Origin of the sequence: Candidatus Anoxymicrobium japonicum (assembly GCA_002843005.1) — a bacterium.
Taxonomy (GTDB): domain Bacteria; phylum Actinomycetota; class Geothermincolia; order Fen-727; family Anoxymicrobiaceae; genus Anoxymicrobium; species Anoxymicrobium japonicum.
Window position 1 is genome coordinate 1 of the sequence record PHEX01000012.1, and the last position, 21,272, is coordinate 21,272.

Sequence of the window (21,272 nt, forward strand, 5' to 3'; positions counted from 1 at the left end):
CGCGCCCGCGTCTATGGTGATGTTTGCCGTGGCGTGAGTGGCGTCGGTTACTGTTGTTGAGTTGACGATGATGTCCGCGCCGAAAGAAGCGGTCGAGCCCGCCCCGAACGCCGTGTCGGTTCCCACGATGTCCGCGTTCATGGTCTGGCCCTGCGCGCCGGAGGTGGGAGATACGGAGGCGATAATTGGATTGTCGAACCTGGCGAAATAGTTACGGTTTGCTCCTCCAACGGTGGTAAACCATCCCCCGGAGTAAACTCTGCTACCCGACAGCACGAGTGATGCGACTCCCTGGTTCCCGTTCGGGTTCCAGGAAGTGGCGAGTCCAGTAGTCGTGCTCAATGCCGCGAAGCGGTTCCTCGTCCCCGTTCCGATGGTCGCGAAATCTCCGCCCGCATACACGGTACTGCCAGATAACGCGAGTGCGAAGACTGTGTTGTCCGCGTTCGGATCCCAGGTAGTGGCGCTTCCGGTAGTCGTATCCAATTCCGCTATGTGATTTCTGACCGCCCCGTCGATGCTATGGAAATACCCGCCTGCGTAAATAGTAGTTCCAGTGCCCGACATCAGAAGGACACGGACTACGTCATTCGCGCCCGGGTTCCAGGTGGTGGGAGCGCCCGTGGCCGTGTTCACCGCGGCGATATGGTTCCTCGTCTGCCCGCCGACTTTACTAAAGTTGCCCCCTATGTATAGCGTGTTCGCGTCGCCTGACAACGCGAGGGCGCCGACGTCCCACCACAATGCGCCGCTGGTTATATTCGGGCTCCAGCCGGTGGCCAGACCGCTGCCGGAGTCAATGGCCGCGAGGTGGGTCCTTGCCTGCCCGCCGATGTTTGAGAAATATCCGCCCACGTACACGATGCCGCCCGATGCCAGGAGGGAGGTGACCGTGTCGTCCGAGTTCGGGTTCCAGCCGAGAATAGCGCCGGTAGTCGTGTCAAACGCCGCTATGTGATTCCTCACCTGCCCGCCGATGTTATGGAACTCTCCGCCCGCGTACACGGTAGTGCCCGACACCAGTAGGGTACAGACTTTGCCGTCCGCGCCCGGGTTCCAGCCGGTAAGGGCGCCGGTGGTCGCGTCCAGCGCGGCGATGCGGTTTCTCCCCTGCATCGCGCCGCCCTGGGGACCTACCGTGGTAAACTCCCCGCCTATGTAAATAGTAGTAGGAGTGGCCGCTACCGCGAGCACCGTTCCATTTGTCACACAGGTATTTTGATCAGGGGTACTTTTCGGGATCGCGAGCGCGACAGGCGTGCCCGTGAAAAGTCCGGGCGCTAAGCCCGCGAGCAGGAGAACGAGCGCTATTGTGGTGACTACCCTTGTAAAGACGTTTGACCTGCGATTGCCACATCCAGCTTCCATTGCTCCTCCATTGATATATATAGGGGTCAGGCGCCGTCTACCTTTCCGTCTACCTTGACCGCTTGATTCCGTTGCATTTTACCTCTTTAACTATAACGTTGCAGACCCACATTCGGGTACTGATTGAAGGAAACTTGCAACGGCTAATGCTGTGTGGTCAGAGTAAGCCAGGGAGGCGGAGCAGCCTGGCCGTGCCGGTTTTGACCAGCAAGCCGGCGTCTTTCATGGCGTCCTCGAGGCTCATCGGGCCCGGAACTACACAGAACGCGGGAATCGCGCTTTCTTTCTCGTCCACCTCCACTCTTCCAGCCACGACCACCACGGGCACGCCCGCTTCCCTGGCGATTGCGGCTACATACGCGGGCGCCTTGCCGCGGGCGGTCTGGCTGTCATAGCTTCCCTCTCCGGTGAGAACGAGGTCGGCGCCCGCCACCTTCGCGGGCAGCCCCACCGCCTCCGCGACTGCCTGCGCGCCGCTTACGATAGAAGCGCCGCAGAAAGCCACGAGCCCCCCGCCCAGCCCGCCCGCGGCGCCGGCGCCGGGAAGGTCGAGGACGTTCACCCCTCTCTCCCCGATAATGCGGCCGAGGTTGTTCAGCCCGCGATCGAGCGAGGCAACCTGCTCAGGCGTCGCTCCTTTTTGAGGACCGAAGACGCGCGCGGCCCCGCGCGGCCCCGTAAGCGGACTATCGACATCAGACGCCACAAAGAAACGCGTCCGCGCCACTCTCGGGTCGCGACCGGACGCGTCGATTTTGTTGACGGTCTCGAGCGCGGCGCCTCCCGGTGGGACCTCCCGGCCTTTCGCGTCGAGGAACCGGTAGCCAAGCGCCGCCGCCATCCCTGTGCCGCCATCGACGGTGGCGCTTCCGCCCGCGCCGACGATCACTTGAGCGCATCCGGCGTCGAGCGCTTCTAAGATGAGTTCTCCTGTGCCAAACGTTGTCGCAACCATAGGATCGCGTTCTTCCGGGAGGACAAGAGAAAGGCCCGAGGCCTGCGCCATCTCGATGACAGCCGTGGGTTTAGCAGCGCTCCCGAGCTCGTGGAAATCTTCCCCCGCCTCGCCCGAGCGCGTAAAGTCGCCTGACGGGACGTACGCCCAACGAGCGACAACCTCCTGCCCCGGCAGGGGGCCTCTGACCTTCGCTTCCCGCAGTTCCGCCCCCGCGACCGACGCGATAACCTCCACGGTTCCTTCGCCGCCGTCAGCCATCGGGCATATATCCACCTCGGCCTCAGGGACAGCGATCAACACCCCTTGCGCCATTGCCCGCGCGGCTTCGGACGCGCTCAAGCTGCCTTTGAATTTATCCGGCGCAATCACGACACGCATTTTCGGCGCACCTGTGCTGTGCGACGAGCAAATCATCCGTACGTTTCCAGGAGGGCGTCCAGGATTCGCTCGCTGGCCTTCCCGTCTCCATAAGGGGATGGCAAACCCGAGAGCCTCTCGATTATCTCATTGAAGTCGCGGTCCAAACGCGCCACCTCGGCAATGATGCGCTCCTGGTCGTTGCCAACAATCTCACCAAAACTTCCGATAATCTCGGGCCTCTCCGTGGAATCCCGCGCCACTATTACCGGCCTCTTATACACGGTGCACTCCTCCTGAATGCCGCCCGAATCGCTTATTATCATGCGGCTGTTTCGCGAGAGCTCGAGAAAATCCCAGTACGACAATGGTTCCACCACTTTCAGGTTCTCGATCGCCTCCAGCCGGCGGAGCAGCTCGAACTCAACGACGCGCTCCATGGCATGCGGGTGTATCGTGTACAACATCGGCAACTCGATCCTTTCCCACGCCGATATGAGGGCGCTGAGCCTCTTCTCATCGTCCACATTTTCTTTTCGGTGGATGGTAATAAGGACGTAGCCATCCGGTTCGAGTCCGAGTTCCGCGAGAACGCCATATCGCCGGCTGGATATCTCGAGGTTTTCGCAGATGACCTCTACGATAGTGTTGCCGACCTCCATGACAGAACCGTCACTGATCCCTTCGTTTGCGAGATTTTGAACCGAGACCGCGTTGACCGCGAACCTCAGGTCGCAGATCCGGTCGGTTTCCTTCCTGTTTATCTCCTCGATCATTTCCGGGTCAAAGCACCTCAACCCAGCCTCCACATGCGCGCATGGAATACCGGCATTGCGGGCCGCTATCGCTCCGGCAAGAACAGAGTTGGTGTCTCCCTGGACGACAACCACGTCCGGCCTGTTTTTACTTTTAGAGAAAAGGGGCTCGAGATCGCGCGTAATCTTCCGGATCTGTTCGAGCCTCTCCGTTGAGCCGACCTCTATGTTTTCACTGATCCGCGGCAGGTCGAGATCCTCTAAGAATCGCGCGGAAAGGTTGTACGAGTAATGCTGGCCGGTGTGTATGGTCTCGAGTTCCACGTGGTGAGCGCGCTCAGCAAGCTTTATCAGTACCGAGAGTTTTATGATCTCCGGCCGGGTTCCGAAAACTATCCCTATCTTCACGCTCGCCCTCGATTATCCTTGACACTTGCGCCACAAAAATGATTTCACAGGAATTTCCGTGTGATTCTTGTTATAATAAACGTTGCACAGCAGTATGCACAGGCAGGCACAGCAGTTTGTATAGCAGTTTGCCGGGTTCGGTCGAAGAGTGAAGAGGCAGGAACTGCGAAAGTCCACTCGAACTTCCTTCAAAGAAAGTGGAGCGCTACACCAGGCACAACTATGGATAAAAAACTACACATCCTCATGCTCGAGGCCAACGCCGCCGACGCGGCCGCAATCGAGAAAGAGCTTCAAAAGGCAGGAATCTCATTTGAGGCCAGGCGCGCCGAGAGCGAAGAGCAGTTTGAGCGGGGCCTCGAGCAGTTTGAGCCCGATCTGATACTTTCCGACTACTGGCTACCTTCCTTCGACGGCATCTCCGCGCTGAGCATGGCCCGCCAGAGGTGCGGACACGTGCCCTTCATCTTCGTGTCAAGCGCCCTCGGCGAGGAACTCGCGATCGACGCGATGAAGAGCGGCGCCACGGATTATATCCTCAAATCAAACCTTTCGAAGCTTGCCCTCGCGGCGCGCACGGCCGTCCGCGAGTCGGAGGAGCGCCTGGAGCGTGAGTGGATAGAGAAGAATCTGCGCGAGAGCGAGAGGCGATTCAAGTCAATATTCGACGCCGTGGCCATGGGAGTCGTCATTATTGACCCGGAGACACACAAGATCATTGACGCCAACCCCGCCGCGATTGAGTTGATCGGTTCTCCGCCAGAGAGCGTGATCGGCCAGACGTGCCAGACTTTCATTTGTCCTGCGCTAAAAGGGAAGTGCCCTATCACCGACCTTGGCCAGGAGCTCGACCGTGCCGAGCGTGTCTTGCTCACCGCGAGCGGCGAACGCCTTCCTATCCTCAAGACCGCTGTCCATTTCTTGCTCAACGGCCGGGATCTTCTGATCGAGAGCTTCGAGGACATCAGCGCGATCAAGCAGATAGAGAAAGCCCTGCGCGAGAGCGAGGACAACTGCCGCGCCCTCTTCGATGTTCCTATTGGCGAGATCATGATGGTCGACGTGAAATGTAATCTTCTCGCGATCAATGAGAACGCCGCAAAGAACCTCGGGCTTTCCGCGATGAACCTCGAGGGCAAGAACTTCCTTGAATATGTCCCGCCCGAGCTCGCAAAAGCGCAAAGGCGGAAAGTCGATGAAGTCATCAACACCGGCAAGTCACTGCGGTTCGAGGATAGACGCGAAGGATACTGTTTTGACAACAGCTTCTTCCCGCTGTTCGACGAGAAAAACGAGGTATCCAGGATCGTCATCTTTTCCCGGGACATTTCCGAGCAGAAGCTCATAGAGGTCGCGCAGAAGAAAGATCGTGAATTCATCTCCAGGGTTCTGGATGCCGTAGGCGCTGTCGTAATCGTGCTCGAGCGCAAGGGGCACATGGTTCTCTTCAATCACACGGCCGAGAAAATGCTGGGATTCTCTTCCGCCGAGGTGCTGGGCAAGCGACCGTGGGACATCCTGTCCGGCGCTACTGGCGTCAGGCGCATGCGCGCAGTCTTCAAGAAACTCGAATTCGGCGAGCCGGTCGAGCCCCACAAAACAATCTGGCGCACAAAAGGCGGGGACGACCGCAACGTCTTCGTGTCTTATACGACCCAGCTCAGCGCGGATGACGGAGTCGAATACATCATCGTCACGGCTAACGACATGACCGAACTGCAGAGGGCCCAGGTCGCCTTCAAAGAGGCCGAGGAACGATACAGAACCGTATTCGATTCCACCGGAACCGCGATGTGCATAGTGGATCCCGATGCCACCATCATTTTTCTCAACGGCGAGTTCGAGCGCATCTCGGGTTATTCCAACGCGGATATCACGGGGAAAATGAAGTTCGTCGAGTTTCTCGAGGGTGCGCAGGCGAAAGAGTTCCTTGACCGATGCGCCGATAGCGGCCGCCGGCCGCGCGCGCGGGGCAGGGCTTTGGACGTGATCCCGGTTCACTTCGAGTGCTCATTCAAGACGAAGGGCGGCGGCGTTCTCAGAATGCTCGCCAACATGGGCCGACTCCCCGGGGCGGGGGTGGGAACAAGCGCGATTTCGTTGATCGACATCACTCGCGAGAAAATCTACGAGGAGGATCTCAAGGAAAGAGCCGAGCGGTTGCGCGATTTCCTGGCCGTTGCCTCGCATGAACTGCGGCACCCCATCACCATCGTCAAGGGCTACGCGAACACTCTCACCAGGTACCTGAATTTCCTATCGCCAGCCCTTGTGCAGGAGATTCTTGATGACATAGACCTCTCGACAGATCGGCTTACCCGCTACGTCGAGCAACTGCTCGACGTCTCACGCGTCGAGTGGGGTTACTTCTCGATCAACCGCGAGCCGGTGGACTCCGAACTGCTTTTGAAAATGGCGTGCGACGATATGCGCGTGATGGGAATTGACAACAAACTCGTGACGCGCGTCGACACGAACGTCGGGCTTCTTGATGTCGATGCGGAGAGGCTGGTTCAGCTCATCCGCATCCTGGTCGACAACGCGATCAAGTTCTCGCCCGATGGCGCCCCTGTCGAGATCGAGATGGAGAAAAAAGGCGAGGAAGTTCAAGTCAGCGTGTTAGACCGGGGTTGCGGCATTCCTGACAGTTCTCAGGAGAAGGTGTTCGATCGTTTCTACCAGGTGGTGGACACCTCGCATCACAGCAAGCAGGGGATGGGACTCGGGCTGTATGTCGCGAGTCAGATAGTCGAGGCGCACGGCGGCAGGATATGGGTGGAACCCCGCGACGGCGGTGGTTCCGTATTCAGGTTCGCAATCAAATGAGCGGGAAACGGACGATGGACTCATCGAGCGGCTTGAGGGCACCGATTGTCGTGGACGCGCCGGATATCGCCCTTCAGCGCGCGACGGCGGAACTTGCCAGGCGCGAAACACATTTCCGCTCGTTGATCGAGAAGTCATCCGACATCATCACTGTTATGCGATCCGACGGCGCCATAATTTACGAGAGCTCGTCGGTCGAGCGCTTCCTCGGCTACACGGCCGAGGAGATGTTGGGCAAGAACGCGCTGGAATTTCTTCATCCCGACGATCTCCCCCGCGCCCTTCGGCTGATAGAGAGCGTGCTCGACAACCCGGGAAGCATGGTCGTCTTTGACTACAAATTCAGGCACAAGGAAGGCCCCTGGCGATACTTCGAGAGCGTTTGCAGGAACATGCTGTCCGACCCCGCGGTGGCGGGCATAGTGATCAACTCCCGTGACATCACAAGACGAAAGCTCACTGAGATGGAACTCGGGCGACACCGTGAGCATCTCGAGCAACTCGTCCAGGAACGCACCGCGGAGCTCGCGAGCGCGAACCTCCGGCTCACCGAAGAAATCGTGGAGAGGAAACGCGCCGAGACGGAGCTCAAGGAGAGGGCTGAGCAGCTTTCCAACTTCCTGGCTATCGCGGGCCATGAGTTGCGCCATCCCATAAGCGTGGTCAAAGGCTACGCGACCATGCTTCATAACCGCACGGATCGGATAGAGCCGGGCATGCTTGCCGAGATACTCGACGCGCTCGATATCTCGGCTGACCGACTGACCGATTACGTGAAGGAACTGGTGAAGGCTTCGCTGGTTGAACAGGGGAAGCTCTCGTTCGAAAAGAGAGACATAGAACTTGCGCCGCTGATTGATGAAGCGATTCGTGATCTCAAGGCTATCGGATGTGGCAACGATGTCTCGGTGAAGGTGGCCCGGGGCGCCGGCCGGACACACGCGGATCCCTCGAAGTTAAAGCAACTCATCGACACGCTTTTAAACAACGCGATCAAGTTCTCGCCAGATGGCTCGCCTGTCCATATTGAGGCGCGCAAGGACGGCGATGTTACCGCGGTGTCCGTGATGGATCGTGGTATCGGCGTCCCCGGGGATATGCGTGATGCGATCTTTGACCGCTTTTTCCAGGTTGAGGACGTTCGACACCACTCCAGCGCCGGACTCGGCCTGGGACTCTACCTGGCCCGCGCGATAGTAACCGCGCACAACGGAACAATCAAATGCGAAGCCCGCCCGGGCGGCGGCTCGATCTTCACGTTTACCATCACGCCCGATTAGCCGCAAAACGCAAAAAGGGGTCAGTCCCCCATGGCGCGCGGACGCGCCACCTAAGTGCCCCATTCCATAAATACTCGCAAGCGAACGCCGTTGCATCCACACCCGCTGCGTTCCACTCCTTCCGAGTACGACAAGCGTACGCGTCAGTTGCGCGCCTTGCGAGAGCGGCGCACCGACGCTCTCGGTACGTTACCGTATTTATGGAAAGGGGCACTAAGATGAAAATGTCTCAGGGTAGCACAGACATTCCTGTCTGTGACGCGTCACACCCCCACCTTAATCCTCCCGCCGTCTTTAGGGGGAGGAGATCAGAAAGGGCTATTTTCATCGCTGGCGCCTTTTTGCATTGAGGCCCGTTGCGAAAGAAATATTGTTATAGTATGTTCATGTTCGTTATTTTGCCGATGACCAATTTCTAAAAACATATAAAAGGTTGTCTGTTGCCAGAGGTAAGCCCGGATTTCATAGAAACTCTCAGCAAGGTGGAAGAAGCGGGAAACTCCTGTTGCTGCTACCAGTGCAACGCCTGTGTGGCGGAGTGCCCGGCGGCGCGGTACTGCGAGGGTTTCAACCCCCGTGAGATAGTGCTCGCCTCTCTTCTCGGTGTCGCCGATTACCTTACCGATAAAGACTCCATCATCTGGCAGTGCGCGACATGCTATATGTGCTATGAGCGCTGTCCCCAGGGAACCCATCCTGTCGAGGTCATAGGCGCCCTCAAAAATATCGCGTTCGCTCTTGGCGCCGCGCCCGACGACATCGCGGCGTTGCGCGAGACGGTAATAGAAAACGGAACGCTTGTCGTTTTATCTAAGGCGATCGAGAAACGGCGAGCGGAGCTGGGGCTTCCCGCGGTCAGGGCCGCCGCCGGGCCCGCGGCCGCGGAAATAAGAAAGCTGTTGGAGTAATCAATGGCTAAAGCCGACGTCACAGAGTACACGCTGTTTTTAGGATGCATGATCCCGTTGCGGCACCCGCAAATCGAGGCCGCCGCGAGAAAGGCCCTGTCCAACGTCGGCGTTAAAGTCATCGACGTTGATGGCTTCTCCTGTTGCCCGGAGCCGTGGAACGTGAAAGGCGCCAGCCTCGAGGAGTGGCTGGCTGTCGCCATGCGCAACCTCGCGATCGGCGAGAAGACCGGGCGCGACATGCTCGTCCTGTGCAACGGTTGTTACGCGACCCTGACAGAGGCGGCGCGTATCGCGCGCGACGGAAGCGACGCGAAGGAGGCGGCCGCGAAAAAGCTCTCGGCGCTCAATCTTTCATACAAAGGAAAAAGCAGGGCGCGTCACGTCGCGTCCGTCCTTTTTGATATTGGCCCTTCGACGGTGGCGTCCTCCGTAAAGAAACCTCTGGCAGGCATGAAGGTCGCCGTCCACTACGGCTGTCACCTCCTGAGGCCCGCCGACGTCACCGGCTTCGACGACCCCTTCAAGCCCTCAAAGCTCGAAGCGCTGGTGGAAGCCCTTGGCGCCCAGACCGTGCGCTACTCCGGCTACACAAACTGTTGCGGCAGGGCGACCCGCGATAGTGACGCGTCGCTCAGAATGGCAAACGACAAGATCGAATCGATGAAAGGCGCCGGGGCCGAGTGCGTGGTCACGGTTTGCCCTGCGTGCTTCGAGCAGTTTGATCTCGGGCAAATCGAAATCAAGCGCCTGCTCGGCCGTGAGCACAATCTCCCTGTGTTTCATTATCTCCAGTTGCTCGCGCTCGCCCAGGGCGAGGACGCCTCCTCGCTCGGGTTGAAAAGACATCACGTGAATGTCGAACCGGCGCTTTCCAGAATCAAGACATAACAAGGACTGACACATTGACGGAGATGACGGAGATCAGATGGCACGGCCGGGGTGGCCAGGGCGCGGTAGCGTCCGCTGAGATGCTCGCGCTCGCGGCGATAGAAGAGGGCAAGGCCGCGCAGGCTTTTCCTTCGTTCGGCCCCGAGAGGCGTGGCGCGCCGGTCATGGCTTTCACCAGAATATCTGACGACTACATCTGGCTGCGCACGGGCGTCACCGAGCCGGATGTGGTAGTTGTCCTGGATCCCAGCATCATGGGCGTGGTGGACGTGACTTCCGGCTTGAAAGCGGGCGGCGTCATCGTCACGAACACCTCCTCCACCGCGGCGCGTCTCACTGAAAAACACAACCTCAAGCACAAGCTATACGTCATCGACGCCAATAAGGTGGCCATCGAGGAGATCGGCCGTCCTATAACAAACACCGCCATGATGGGCGCACTCGTCAAAGCCACAAACCTTATCGAACTCGCGTCTGTCGAGAAGCAGATAGAGCAAAAATTCCCCGCTATCGCCGAGAAAAACATCAAGGCGCTCAAGCGGGCATACGCTGAAACCGAGTCGCAAGGAGACGGGCGTGGCTGATAAGCCGACCTGGAAAGAGTACCCTGTGGCGGCTACTATTCACGAGCCAGGCAGTTCCACGCGGCAGAACACCGGCGACTGGCGCTCCGAGCGCCCTGTGCGCGCGCCTGAGAAGTGCAACAAGTGCGGCACCTGCTGGATATATTGCCCGGACGCCGCGCTCTTCATGGACGAGGAGGGGTTCTTTGAGATCGATCTCTATCACTGCAAGGGGTGCGGCATCTGCGCTCGCGAATGCCCTCACAAGGCGATATCCATGATCCAGGAGGGCGAGTAATGGGCAAGCGCACCGGGATCGAGGTCTCCCTCGCCATCAGTGAATCGGTCAAGCTCGCGAGGGTTGACGCTATCGCGGCCTATCCCATAACCCCGCAGACGCACATCGTCGAAGAGCTCGCGCAGATGGTCGCGGACGGCGACCTGGACGCCGAGTTCATCATGGTCGAGTCCGAGCACTCCGCGCTCTCCGCCTGCTGCGGAATCGCGGCCGTCGGCGCGCGCGCCTACACCGCGACTTCCAGCCAGGGACTCGCTCTCATGCATGAGATCCTTTTCATAGCGTCGGGGTTGCGCCTGCCAATTGCTATGACTGTCGCAAACCGCGCGCTTTCCGCGCCGCTGTCTATCTGGGGCGACCATAGCGACATCATGGCCGAGCGCGACTGCGGGTGGGTACAGTTGTTCGCGGAAACTGGCCAGGAGGCTTTTGATCTCACGATCTGCTCGTTCAAAATCGCCGAGGACGCGCGTGTCCTCCTTCCAATCGTAGTAAATATAGACGGATTTACACTCTCACACGTGATCGAACCGCTCGAGATAGAGAGCCAGGAGGACGTGGACGCGTTCCTCCCCGCGTTCGAGCCCTCGGACATCCTCGACCCCGCGAGTCCTGTATCGATAGGACCTGTCGGATTCCCTGAGCTTTACACTGAGATCAGAAAGCAGCATGACTCCGCCCTCCGCGGGGCGTACGACGTCACGCTCGAAGTCTTCAACCAGTTCGAGAAACAGTTCGGGCGCGCTTATGCGCCTGTCGAAGAGTACCGGTCTTCAGACGCGGAGATACTGATCAACATCGCGGGGTCTACCGCCGGCACGGCGCGGATGGCTGTCGACAAAATGCGCGACGAAGGCAAGAAAGTCGGCGTGATCCGGCCCCGACTCTGGAGGCCTTACCCGCTTTCCGACATGCGCGACGCCGTAAAGGGCGCGAAGGCCGTGGCCGTTGTGGACAGGGCGTTGTCACCCGGCGGCGGTCCAGGCGGTCCAATTGCCAGCGAGTTGCGCGCGTGTCTCTACCCGCTTGCCGAAAAGCCGGCGGTAATCAGTTTCATAGCGGGCCTGGGCGGTCGCGACATAACCGTCGAGGATTTTTGCGCAATCGTCGAGGAGACAGAAATGTCGCTCGAGAGCGGCCGCGTCGATGAGTACAAGATGATCGGGGTGAGAGAGTAGATGGCACAGGACGGCAACGTCAATTTCATCCCCCGATTGCTTCCGCCGCGCGAGCTGTTCGCCGAAGGACACCGCGCGTGTCAGGGGTGTGGCGAGGCCCTCGCGCTCAGGCAGATAATGAAGGTCGCCGGGCCCAACACCATCGTGTGCAGCGCGACGGGATGCATGGAGATCATTACAAGCCCGTATCCCGAGAGCGCCTGGCGGGTTCCCTGGATTCATGTGGCGTTCGAGAACGCGGCCGCTGTCGCATCAGGGGTTGAAGCGGGCATCAAGATCCTCAAGAAGAAAGGCCGTTACGCTGACGGAAAAGTCAACGTGCTGGCTATCGGCGGCGATGGCGGCACGGCCGACATCGGTCTGCAGGCTCTGTCAGGCGCCCTCGAGCGTGGACATGACTTTACATACATCTGCACCGACAACGAAGCGTACATGAATACAGGCATCCAGCGCTCATCGGCGACGCCGTGGGGCGCGAGCACGACGACCAGCCCGAAGGGCAAGGAATCGATAGGGCAGATTACGCAGAAAAAGAATCTGCCGATGATAGTCGCGGCGCACGACATCCCCTACCTCGCGACGGCATGCCCCTCCTACCCGCTCGATCTCATGGACAAGACGCGCAAGGCGCTCGCGACCGAGGGCCCGACTTATTTGCACGTGCTCTCTCCATGCCCTACCGGATGGAGGCACGCGATTGACATGGCCGTGGAGATGGGACGTCTGGCCGTACAGACAGGAGTCTTTCCACTCTACGAGATAGAGAACGGCCGCCTCAAGATGAACATGCTGATGGAAAAACGCGCGCCCGTCATCGATTATCTGAAACCACAAGGACGCTTCCGCCACCTGAAGGCGGATCAGGTAGAAAAGATACAACAGGGAGTCGACAAGTACTACGCGTCGCTGACATATCGCGCCAGGTGCGACCATAACGCATAAAGGCATAAAGGGGTCAAACCATATTATGCGTTTTTGGAGTTTTTGCGTTTTTGGAAAGGAGATTGCGGTAGATGGCTGATAGTGGTTCCGTCCTCGTTATCGGGGGAGGAATAGGAGGAATACAAGCGGCGCTCGACCTCGCCGAGTCAGGCTACCGCGCCTGCCTGCTCGAGAGCGGCCCCGCCATCGGCGGCGTCATGGCGATGCTCGATAAGACGTTCCCGACAAACGATTGCTCGATGTGCATACTCTCCCCAAAGCTCGTGGAAGCGGGCCAGCACCCGAACATCGACATTATCTCCTGCGCGGATCTCGACAAGATCGAGGGCAAGCCCGGGGAGTTCAAGGTTACCTACACGCAAAAAGCGCGCTACGTCAACGCGGAATTGTGCACGGGATGCGGCGCCTGTAGCGAGGCGTGCGTTCTCGCCGGCCGCATCGCTGACGAGTTCAACGCGGGATTGTCAAAACGCGGCGCGTGTTTCGTGCCGTTCGCGCAAGCGGTTCCGCGGATCGCGCTGATAGATCCACAGAAGTGCCTTCGGTTCACGAAGGGCAAGTGCAAGAGCCCGTGCGTCGAGGCGTGCGCGGCGGGCGCCATCGATTTCGACATGAAGGAAGAGAGCGTGACGCTGGACGTGGGCGCGGTGATCGTGGCGTCAGGCGCGGCGCCGCGCGCGATAGGAGACCTCCGCTCGTACCACCCGGAGCACCCGAACGTGGTCTCGTCTGTCGAGATCGAGCGGATCATGTGCGCGAGCGGCCCCTCGGGGGGTCGCGTGGTGAAGCCGTCCGACGGCGAGCCCGCGAAGAAAATCGCGTTCGTCCAGTGCGCCGGCTCACGCGATGAGAAATACAACCCGTACTGCTCGAGCGTCTGCTGCACCTACGCCGTCAAGGAAGCGACCGTCATCAAGGAGCACGACCCCGGCATCGACTGCCACATTTTTCATATAGATATGCGCACCTTTGGCAAAGGTTTCGAGCAGTTCCGCGCGCGGGCCGAAAACGAGTACGGGGTCAGGTTCACCCGCTTCAAGATACCGGCCGTCGAAGTGGCCGGGCCAAACGCGCTCGTTATTCGTTATCAGGACAACGGCGGCGCATGGCAAAAAGAAGAGTTCGACATGGTCGTGCTCTCGGTAGGACTGAATCCCGAACCGGTCGAAGCGCTTCGCGCGGCGGGCGTCGATTTTGACAGACACGGCTTTATCGCCTCGAAGCAAACCGCCCCGATAAACAGTTCAGCCGCGGGCATTTTCGCGTGCGGATCGTCGGCCGGCCCGAAAGACATCCCCGAGACCGTCGCGCAGGCGTCGGGCGCCGCCGCGAAGGCTGGCGCGCTGCTGGCAACCTCGCGCGGCGCCGGGGTCTCCCGCAAGGAGTACCCGAGAGAGATCGAGCTCAACGGGAGCGAGCCCCGCGTCGGTGTTTTCGTCTGCTCATGCGGGAAGAACATCGGTGGAGTGGTGGATGTCGCGGCCACGACCGAGTACGCCGGAGGGCTTCCCGGCGTCGTGTACGCGGAGAGCAACATGTATACGTGCTCGGGGGAGTCCTGTGACAGAATCAAGGCCGCCATCGCCGACCACAACCTCAACCGCGTGGTCGTTGCGGCGTGCACTCCACGAACGCACGAGCCCCTCTTCCGCGAGACCATCCGCGAAGCGGGTCTGAACCGCTACCTCTTCGACCTCGCCAACATCCGCGACCAGTGCTCGTGGGTTCACTCGGGCGAACCTGAGAAAGCTACCGTGAAAGCAAAGGATCTCGTCCGCATGTCTGTGGCGCGCGCGAGGCTGCTCGAGCCCCTTTCGCAGACGCCGGTCAAGGTCACGCCCGCCGCTCTGGTCATCGGAGGCGGCCCGGCGGGCATGGCAGCCGCGCTGGAGCTGGGGGGCGCCGGATATAGAACCTATCTCGTCGAGGCGCGCGACAAAGTCGGTGGAGCGACGAACGACCTTCCAAGGAATGCGAAGATCGAGAAGATCGATAATATCCTGGCCGATTTTGACGCCATGGCGTTCGAACTCGAGAAGAATGAGAACATCGAAACGCTGACCGGCGCGAAGCTGGTTGGTTTCTCGGGATACATAGGAAATTTCAGCGCGATAGTTGAGAGCGGCGGGCAACGCCGCGCGCTCGAGGTCGGCGCGGTCATCGTGGCGACCGGCGCGGGTGAGCATACCCCGACGTCTTATCTCTATGGAAAGAGCGGCCGTGTGATGCTTCAATCCGAGTACCAGAAGAGCATCACCGGAGGAATCAAGCCGAAGTCAGTCGTGATGATCCAATGCGTTGAGTCCCGCGAACCCGAGCGTCCGTACTGCAGCCGCGTTTGCTGCACAAACGCGCTCAACAACGCGCTCATCACAAAATTCGCGAACCCCGAGACCGAGGTCTATATTCTCTACCGCGACATCATGGCTTACGGCCTGGCGGAAGTGAACCTCTACAGGCTGGCGCGCGAGATGGGCGTCAAGTTCATCCGATTCGATGTGGACGCGAAGCCCGGGGTGAGCGAGTCGAAGGACGGCCTGATTGTGAAGGTCAAGACGCCCGACCTCCCTGTCGAGGTCGATATCCCGGCCGACCTGCTGGTGCTCTCCGCCCCGGTCGTCGCCGAGGAATCAAACCGCGAGCTTGGCGAGATGATGAAGGCGCCAACCGACGAGAACGGTTTCTTCCTCGAGGCACACGTCAAGTTGCGCCCCGTTGACTTCGCCACCGCTGGCATCTTCGTCGCGGGAATGTGTCACTATCCGAAGCTCCTGGACGAAGCGATAAGCCAGGGGGCGGCCGCGGCCGGGCGCGCGGCGACGATCCTCTCCAAAGAGTTTGTGATGGGCGAAGGCGCGGTCGCGTTAGTCGAGCCTCGCTTCTGTCGCGGATGCGGCGAGTGCGAGGAGGCTTGCGAATTCAGCGCGGTCACGGTCAAAGAGACGAAAGATGGCAGGCTCGTCGCTGAGGTCAACGAGGCGCTCTGTGTCGGTTGCGGCACGTGCGCGGTCGCCTGCTGGAGCAACGCGATAACGATGAGAAATTTCACCGACCAACAGATAGAAGCAATGATCGAAGCCATGCGGCCAGAAACGCCGGCTGCAAAGAAAAAACAAAAGGTCTAAGTTGATGGCAGAGCCTCAAATCATAGCGTTCACCTGCAACTGGTGCGCATACGCCGGCGCGGATTACGCTGGCGTGTCCCGCATTCAGTACCCGGTAAATGTCCGATTGGTGCGTGTAATGTGCTCCGGCCGCGTCGAGCCATCGTTCATCTTAAAGGCTTTCGAGGAAGGCGCGGACGGCGTGCTGGTCGGAGGTTGCCACGAGGCCGACTGTCACTACATCAACGGCAACCTCAAGGCGCGTGACCGAATTCAGGACACGAAGCGACTGCTCTCGTTGCTGGGCCTTAGCGCGGACAGGCTTCGCGTTAAGTGGGTGAACGCCAATGAGGGTGAGGCGTTTGCGTCCGAGATACGCGACTTCACATGCGCGCTTGAGAAACTCGGGCCCAACCCTCTCGCAAAGAGCAAAGAACAAGTGAAAGTTTCACCCCCTGACTTCAACGAAATAATGTCTCGGACCGACGCGTCACTGTGCATCGAGTGCGGCAAGTGCACGGCTTCGTGTTCTGTCTCGCGCCAGGACCCGGAGTTCAGTCCGCGAGCAATCGTCGAGCAATCGTTGGAGAACATGGAAACCGAACTGGAGACAAGCCGGCAACTCTGGGATTGCCTGACCTGCCACACGTGCGAGGAACGTTGCCCACATGGCGTGCGTTTTTCCGAGTTCATCCGCGATTCGCGGGTCAGGGCGCGCGATCTTGGTCTCGACGGCTGCCCGACGCAGTCCGGGCAGATGTACTCATGGATGCGCATGATGACAGTTGACAACTTGCCTCAGCAACGCCTCTCCTGGGCCGAGGGTTTTAAGACAAAAAAGAAGGCGACAGGGAAAAACGACACCTTGTTTTTTGTCGGCTGTCTTCCGCACTTCGACATAAGCCACAAACATGTCTCGGCAAACTCTCTCGACATCGCGCGCGACTCTCTCGCGATTCTAAACGCCATCGGCATCACGCCCGTCCTTCTGTCAGACGAGCGTTGCTGCGGGCACGACCTCCTGTTTTCCGGAGACCCTGCCCGGTTCGAGGCGCTCGCGAAAAAGAACGCCGCGCTCATCAAGGCGTCGGAAGCCCGACGCGTCGTTGTCTCGTGTCCCGAGGGCTACCAGACGCTCGCGCAAGAGTACCCGCGCGTTCTCAAAGGTTGGGATGTTGAGGTAACGCATATCTCAGAGCTGCTGGCCGAGCGTATCGACGCGGGCAAGCTCGAGTTCTCAAACGAGGTCGCGACGACGGTCACCTACCAGGATCCTTGCAGGCTCGGGCGCTACATGGGGGTCTACTCCGCGCCGAGGAAAGTCTTAGAAGCGATTCCCGGCGTCGAGCTTGTCGAGATGGAGCACAGCGGCGCGGACGCCATCTGCTGCGGTGTCAGCTCGTGGGTCTCGTGCGGCGCGACCGCTAAGAACATCCAGATAGCGCGGCTCGCGGAAGCGAAGGCCACCGGCGCCGACGTCCTGGTGACCGCCTGCCCCAAGTGCCAAATTCATTTCCGGTGCGCTCTTTCGGGCAAGGTTCCAGGCGACCGCGACGCGGTAGACATCCCTGTCGAGGACATCACCTCGCTCGTAGCAAAAGCGCTGGGAGTCGCCTCGCCCTCTGAAGCTGTCGTCAAGGTCAAGAAGCAGGAGTAACAGCTAATGTCCGAATCAGTACTCGTCATCGGCGGAGGCGTTTGCGGGATACAGACCGCGCTCGACCTGGCCGACAAAGGCATGCACGTTTATATGGTCGAGAAAAAGCCGTCCATCGGTGGCCGCATGGCGCTCTTAGACAAAGTGTTTCCGACCAATGACTGTTCAATCTGCATTCTCGCGCCAAAGATGATCACCTGCTTCAATCACCCGAACGTTGACGCGCTCACCTGCTCGGAGGTCGAGGGACTCACGGGCAAAGTCGGGAAGTTCAAGGCTCGTGTCCGCAAGCGGGCGCGTTACGTCGACGAGAACAAGTGCACCGGTTGCGGCGCTTGCGCCGAGGCGTGCGTGCTTGCCGAAAAGATCCCTGACGAGTGGAACCAGAATCTCTCGATGCGTGGCGCCGCTTACATACCGTTCATGCAGGCGGTCCCCCGCGTGGCTATCATCGATCCCGAGAGTTGCCTCTTTCTTGCCAGGGGCAAATGCAAGAGCAAGTGCGTCGAGGCGTGCCAGCGCGGCGCAATCGACCTCAAGCAGGAAGACGAGGTCGTAACGCTCGACGTCGGCGCGGTTGTCGTGGCGACAGGTCTTACTATGTACGATCCATCGCCGGTTACCGAATACGGGTACGGCAGGTTTAAAAACGTCATCCACTCGATGGAGTACGAGCGTCTCATCAACGCGAGCGGGCCGACGGGTGGACACATTTTGAGGCGCTCCGACGGTGAGCGACCAAAGCGCATCGCGTACGTTCAGTGCGTTGGCGCGCGTGACGCGCGAAGCGGGCACCCGTACTGTTGCAGCGTGTGCTGCATGTACGCGACAAAAGATTCGATGCTTGCCTACATGCACCACGACGATACTGATAGCACTATTTTCTACACCGATCTCAGAGCATTTGGCAGAGGTTTCGACGAATATATAAAGAGAGGCACGGACGAGTACGGCATCACGTACAAAAGGGCGCGGCCCGGAGAGATAACAGAGGACTCCGAAACGAAAAACTTGAATGTCTGGTACGATGATACGGAGAGTGGTGGCGTAAAGAGTATGGAGGTGGATATGGTTGTCCTCTCTACAGCTTTCGTTCCCCCTCCGGGGATTCACAAACTGGGAGAAGCTCTGGGCGTAGAAATGGATGCTTTCGGTTTCTTCAAAACACCGGATGACCTTCTCGCTCCAATGGATACGATTGTTCCTGGCATTTACATCGCCGGCGCATGCACACGGCCTATGGATGTCACCGACGCGGTGACTCAGGGAAGCGGAGCGGCAGACAAGGCAGCGCAGGCAATCAAAGAGTCCGCCGTTAAGTGCCCCGTCCCATAAATACGGTATAGTATCGGGAGCGTCGATGCGGCGTTCGCTTGCAAGTATTTACGGGACGGGGTACTAAAAGACCACGGCAAAAGCCGGGGTCCAGAGACAAGGAGGTAGGAGATGGCAGCAGCGAAGAAGAAGGCAGCCCCGAAGAAGGCGGCGGCGAAGAAGAAAGCGCCCGCGAAGAAGGCAGCAGCGAAGAAGAAGGCGCCCGCGAAGAAGGCCCCGGCGAAGAAGAAGGCGCCCGCGAAGAAGGCAGCAGCGAAGAAGAAGGCGCCCGCGAAGAAGGCCCCGGCGAAGAAGAAGACCGTAGCCAAAAAGAAGTAACAACAGAAACGTAAGGAATGGCCTTGGCTGACAAGGAAGTGGTGTCTTCCTCTAACGACAAACCTCGTATAGGAGTTTTCATCTGCCACTGCGGCAGCAACATCGCGGGTTTCCTCGATGTCGCGGAGGTAACTGATTACGCCGCGACACTACCTAACGTGGTTTTCGCTACCAGGAATCTTTACACGTGCGCCGAGGACGGCATCAGCGCTATCAAGCAAGCCATCAAAGAGCACAACCTCAACCGCGTCGTGGTGGCGTCATGCACACCGCGAACACACGAGCCCCTTTTCCGCGACGCCTGCGAAGAGGCCGGGCTAAACAAATACCTGTTCGAGTTCGCGAACATTCGCGATCAGTGCTCCTGGGTGCATATGCATGAGTGGGATGCCGCAACAGCCAAGGCCAGGGATCTCGTGCGCATGAGCGTCGCGAGGGCTTCCCTGCTCGAACCCCTTCAAGAGATATCAGTCGACATCTACCCCGCGTCCTGCGTGATAGGCGCGGGCATAGCCGGCATGACGGCCGCCCTGTCGATTGCCGCTCAAGGCTACGAAGTTTACCTGATCGAGAAAGAGGCTGAGGTCGGTGGTGTGTTGCGCGGCCTCAACCGGTTGGCCCCGACGAACGCGGATCCCGCCACGGTTCTCTCGAGACATCAACAGATGATCGAGTCGGCGGAAAATATCCATCTCTACACGGGCGCGGCGCTGAAATCGATCAACGGATACCTGGGCAACTTCGACGTGACCGTCGCTCATGGGGACAGGAGCGAGAGTTTCAAGGTCGGCACGATCGTCGTCGCCACCGGGGCACAGGAGATGAAGCCCGAGGGCCTCTACGGTTACGGCGAGCTCCCAAACGTCGTCACTGAAAGCCAGCTCGAACGTCTGCTCAAAGAGGATCACTTGAGCGATATCAAGGACGCCGTTATCATCGGGTGCGTCGGCGGCAGGGGGGAGCGCGTCTCTTACTGTGGCCGCGTCTGTTGCGTGGTCGGCATCAAGAACGCTATTGCCCTCAAGGAAAAGTTCCCGGAAGCGAATGTGAGCGTCCTGCACAACGATATCCAGGTATACGGAGTCATCCAGGAGGAGTTATACACGAAAGCGCGCGCGGCGGGTATCCGCTTCAGGAAGTACAGCCCCGAGCGCAGGCCCGGCGTCTCATCGGACGCTGGCCGGCTCAAGGTCACGACTTACCTCGAGCTGATGCAGCGCGAAATTGAGATACCCGCTGATGTAGTCGTTCTCTCCTCGCCGCTCGAGCAGACACAGGACGGACTTGACCTCGCGAAATTGCTACGCGTACCTGTGGGGCAGGACAAGTTTTTCTTCGAGGCTCATGTCAAGTTGCGCCCCGTTGATTTCGCCACTGATGGCATCTACGTTTGCGGCACGGCGCAGGGCCCGAAGGACATCGCGGAAAGCGTCGCGCAGGCGCACGCCGCCGCTTCGCACGCTGTCAACCCCATGCGCAAAGAAACGGTTTCTACCGAGGCCATAATCTCCAGCGTCGAGGCGGACAACTGCGTCGGCTGCGGCTTCTGCGCGTGGGTCTGCCCGTTTGGCGCGGTTGAGATGGTTTCAGACGAATCGGGTCGCTGGGTCTCGAACCTCAACGCGGCGCTCTGCAAAGGTTGTGGGGCGTGCGCCGCGGGATGCCCGACTCTGGCTATCAGCACACAGCACTTCACGGAAGACCAGACGCTCGCCCAGATAACAGCGGCGTTTCCGAAAATCTCTCAGCCGGGGCCTGATTTCCAGCCGCAGGTGCTCGCGTTCACCTGCAACTGGTGTTCGTACGCTGGCGCCGACCTCGCGGGGGTCAGCCGGTTTCAGTACCCGACGAACGTCCGCGTTATCAGGCTCATGTGCTCCGCCCGCATCGACCCGCTTTACGTGCTGGAGGCTTTCCGGCACAACGCGGATGTCGTGCTGATGTCCGGTTGCCACATCGGCGATTGCCACTACATCAGCGCGAACCTCATGACAGAAGCGCGCTTCTTCGCCCTCAAAGAGTACCTGGCCGATCTCGGCATGGATCCTGACCGCCTCCAGCTCGAATGGATATCCGCTTCCGAAGGTGAAAAATGGGCCGCGGCTATTCGGAACATAGTCGAAATC

General features: G+C 59.4%; 14 protein-coding genes and 2 pseudogenes. 13 read left to right on the forward strand and 3 right to left on the reverse strand.

The genetic code is table 11. The features are described 5' to 3' along the window. From CVT63_02095 to CVT63_02105, 3 genes are all read right to left on the reverse strand, one after another. Nucleotides 1-1,368, reverse strand: a 1,368-nt coding sequence (locus CVT63_02095) for a hypothetical protein (protein ID PKQ28546.1), incomplete at its 3' end; no start/stop codon positions are given. A 157-nt stretch (nucleotides 1,369-1,525) separates the two neighbouring features. Further along, nucleotides 1,526-2,704: a glycerate kinase gene (locus CVT63_02100; GenBank protein ID PKQ28568.1), complete on the reverse strand. Its 1,179-nt coding sequence runs from the start codon at nucleotides 2,702-2,704 to the stop codon at nucleotides 1,526-1,528. A gap of 32 nt (nucleotides 2,705-2,736) precedes the next feature. Beyond that, nucleotides 2,737-3,846 carry a UDP-N-acetylglucosamine 2-epimerase (non-hydrolyzing) gene (locus CVT63_02105; protein PKQ28547.1) on the reverse strand — a complete coding sequence of 370 codons (1,110 nt, stop codon included), beginning with the start codon at nucleotides 3,844-3,846 and terminating at the stop codon, nucleotides 2,737-2,739. A gap of 222 nt (nucleotides 3,847-4,068) precedes the next feature. On the opposite strand from CVT63_02105, the gene CVT63_02110 reads away from it, so the two are divergent. The 13 genes and pseudogenes from CVT63_02110 (at nucleotide 4,069) to CVT63_02170 (ending at nucleotide 20,852) form a co-directional block, all read left to right on the forward strand. Beyond that, nucleotides 4,069-6,672 carry a hypothetical protein gene (locus CVT63_02110; GenBank protein ID PKQ28548.1) on the forward strand — a complete coding sequence of 868 codons (2,604 nt, stop codon included), beginning with the start codon at nucleotides 4,069-4,071 and terminating at the stop codon, nucleotides 6,670-6,672. Then, nucleotides 6,618-7,952: a hypothetical protein gene (locus tag CVT63_02115; protein PKQ28549.1), complete on the forward strand. Its 1,335-nt coding sequence runs from the start codon at nucleotides 6,618-6,620 to the stop codon at nucleotides 7,950-7,952. Before CVT63_02110 ends, CVT63_02115 begins: the two co-directional genes overlap by 55 nt. Nucleotides 7,953-8,392: 440 nt before the next feature. Beyond that, nucleotides 8,393-8,860 (forward strand): hypothetical protein, encoded by a 468-nt coding sequence (locus tag CVT63_02120; GenBank protein ID PKQ28550.1) that lies wholly within the window; start codon nucleotides 8,393-8,395, stop codon nucleotides 8,858-8,860. A 3-nt stretch (nucleotides 8,861-8,863) separates the two neighbouring features. Next, on the forward strand, nucleotides 8,864-9,751 hold the full coding sequence (locus CVT63_02125) for a CoB--CoM heterodisulfide reductase subunit B (GenBank protein PKQ28551.1): 888 nt from the start codon (nucleotides 8,864-8,866) through the stop codon (nucleotides 9,749-9,751). Nucleotides 9,752-9,774: 23 nt separating this feature from the next. Then, entirely contained in the window at nucleotides 9,775-10,335 is a 561-nt protein-coding gene (locus CVT63_02130; protein ID PKQ28552.1) for a pyruvate synthase, read from the forward strand. Further along, a complete protein-coding gene (locus CVT63_02135; protein PKQ28553.1) occupies nucleotides 10,328-10,612 on the forward strand; it encodes a hypothetical protein in 285 nt (94 codons plus the stop codon). Before CVT63_02130 ends, CVT63_02135 begins: the two co-directional genes overlap by 8 nt. Then, complete coding sequence (gene porA, locus CVT63_02140; protein ID PKQ28554.1) at nucleotides 10,612-11,790, forward strand: pyruvate ferredoxin oxidoreductase; 1,179 nt, start codon at nucleotides 10,612-10,614, stop codon at nucleotides 11,788-11,790. Before CVT63_02135 ends, porA begins: the two co-directional genes overlap by 1 nt. Next, nucleotides 11,791-12,732 (forward strand): pyruvate ferredoxin oxidoreductase, encoded by a 942-nt coding sequence (locus tag CVT63_02145; protein ID PKQ28555.1) that lies wholly within the window; start codon nucleotides 11,791-11,793, stop codon nucleotides 12,730-12,732. Between the two features lie 71 nt (nucleotides 12,733-12,803). Next, the gene (locus tag CVT63_02150; GenBank protein PKQ28556.1) at nucleotides 12,804-15,857 is read left to right on the forward strand and encodes a heterodisulfide reductase; all 3,054 of its coding nucleotides are present in this window, start codon (nucleotides 12,804-12,806) and stop codon (nucleotides 15,855-15,857) included. A 1-nt stretch (nucleotide 15,858) separates the two neighbouring features. Then, nucleotides 15,859-17,493, forward strand: coding sequence for a hypothetical protein (locus CVT63_02155; protein ID PKQ28557.1), 1,635 nt, complete (start codon nucleotides 15,859-15,861; stop codon nucleotides 17,491-17,493). A gap of 6 nt (nucleotides 17,494-17,499) precedes the next feature. Beyond that, nucleotides 17,500-18,828 carry a hypothetical protein gene (locus CVT63_02160; GenBank protein PKQ28558.1) on the forward strand — a complete coding sequence of 443 codons (1,329 nt, stop codon included), beginning with the start codon at nucleotides 17,500-17,502 and terminating at the stop codon, nucleotides 18,826-18,828. Between the two features lie 114 nt (nucleotides 18,829-18,942). Beyond that, nucleotides 18,943-19,146: pseudogene (locus tag CVT63_02165) on the forward strand (histone H1 protein). 17 nt (nucleotides 19,147-19,163) lie between these two features. Further along, a pseudogene (locus tag CVT63_02170) lies at nucleotides 19,164-20,852 on the forward strand (4Fe-4S ferredoxin). Nucleotides 20,853-21,272: the final 420 nt, after the last annotated feature.

Excerpts from the sequence above, each read along its gene's own strand:
- CVT63_02150 (PKQ28556.1), top strand. The coding sequence starts at position 12,804 with ATGGCTGATAGTGGTTCCGTCCTCGTTATCGGGGGAGGAATAGGAGGA.
- CVT63_02160 (PKQ28558.1), top strand. The coding sequence starts at position 17,500 with ATGTCCGAATCAGTACTCGTCATCGGCGGAGGCGTTTGCGGGATACAG.
- CVT63_02130 (PKQ28552.1), top strand. The coding sequence starts at position 9,775 with ATGACGGAGATCAGATGGCACGGCCGGGGTGGCCAGGGCGCGGTAGCG.
- CVT63_02125 (PKQ28551.1), top strand. The coding sequence starts at position 8,864 with ATGGCTAAAGCCGACGTCACAGAGTACACGCTGTTTTTAGGATGCATG.
- CVT63_02110 (PKQ28548.1), top strand. The coding sequence starts at position 4,069 with ATGGATAAAAAACTACACATCCTCATGCTCGAGGCCAACGCCGCCGAC.
- CVT63_02145 (PKQ28555.1), top strand. The coding sequence starts at position 11,791 with ATGGCACAGGACGGCAACGTCAATTTCATCCCCCGATTGCTTCCGCCG.
- porA (PKQ28554.1), top strand. The coding sequence starts at position 10,612 with ATGGGCAAGCGCACCGGGATCGAGGTCTCCCTCGCCATCAGTGAATCG.
- CVT63_02100 (PKQ28568.1), bottom strand. The coding sequence starts at position 2,704 with ATGCGTGTCGTGATTGCGCCGGATAAATTCAAAGGCAGCTTGAGCGCG.
- CVT63_02115 (PKQ28549.1), top strand. The coding sequence starts at position 6,618 with ATGGGTGGAACCCCGCGACGGCGGTGGTTCCGTATTCAGGTTCGCAAT.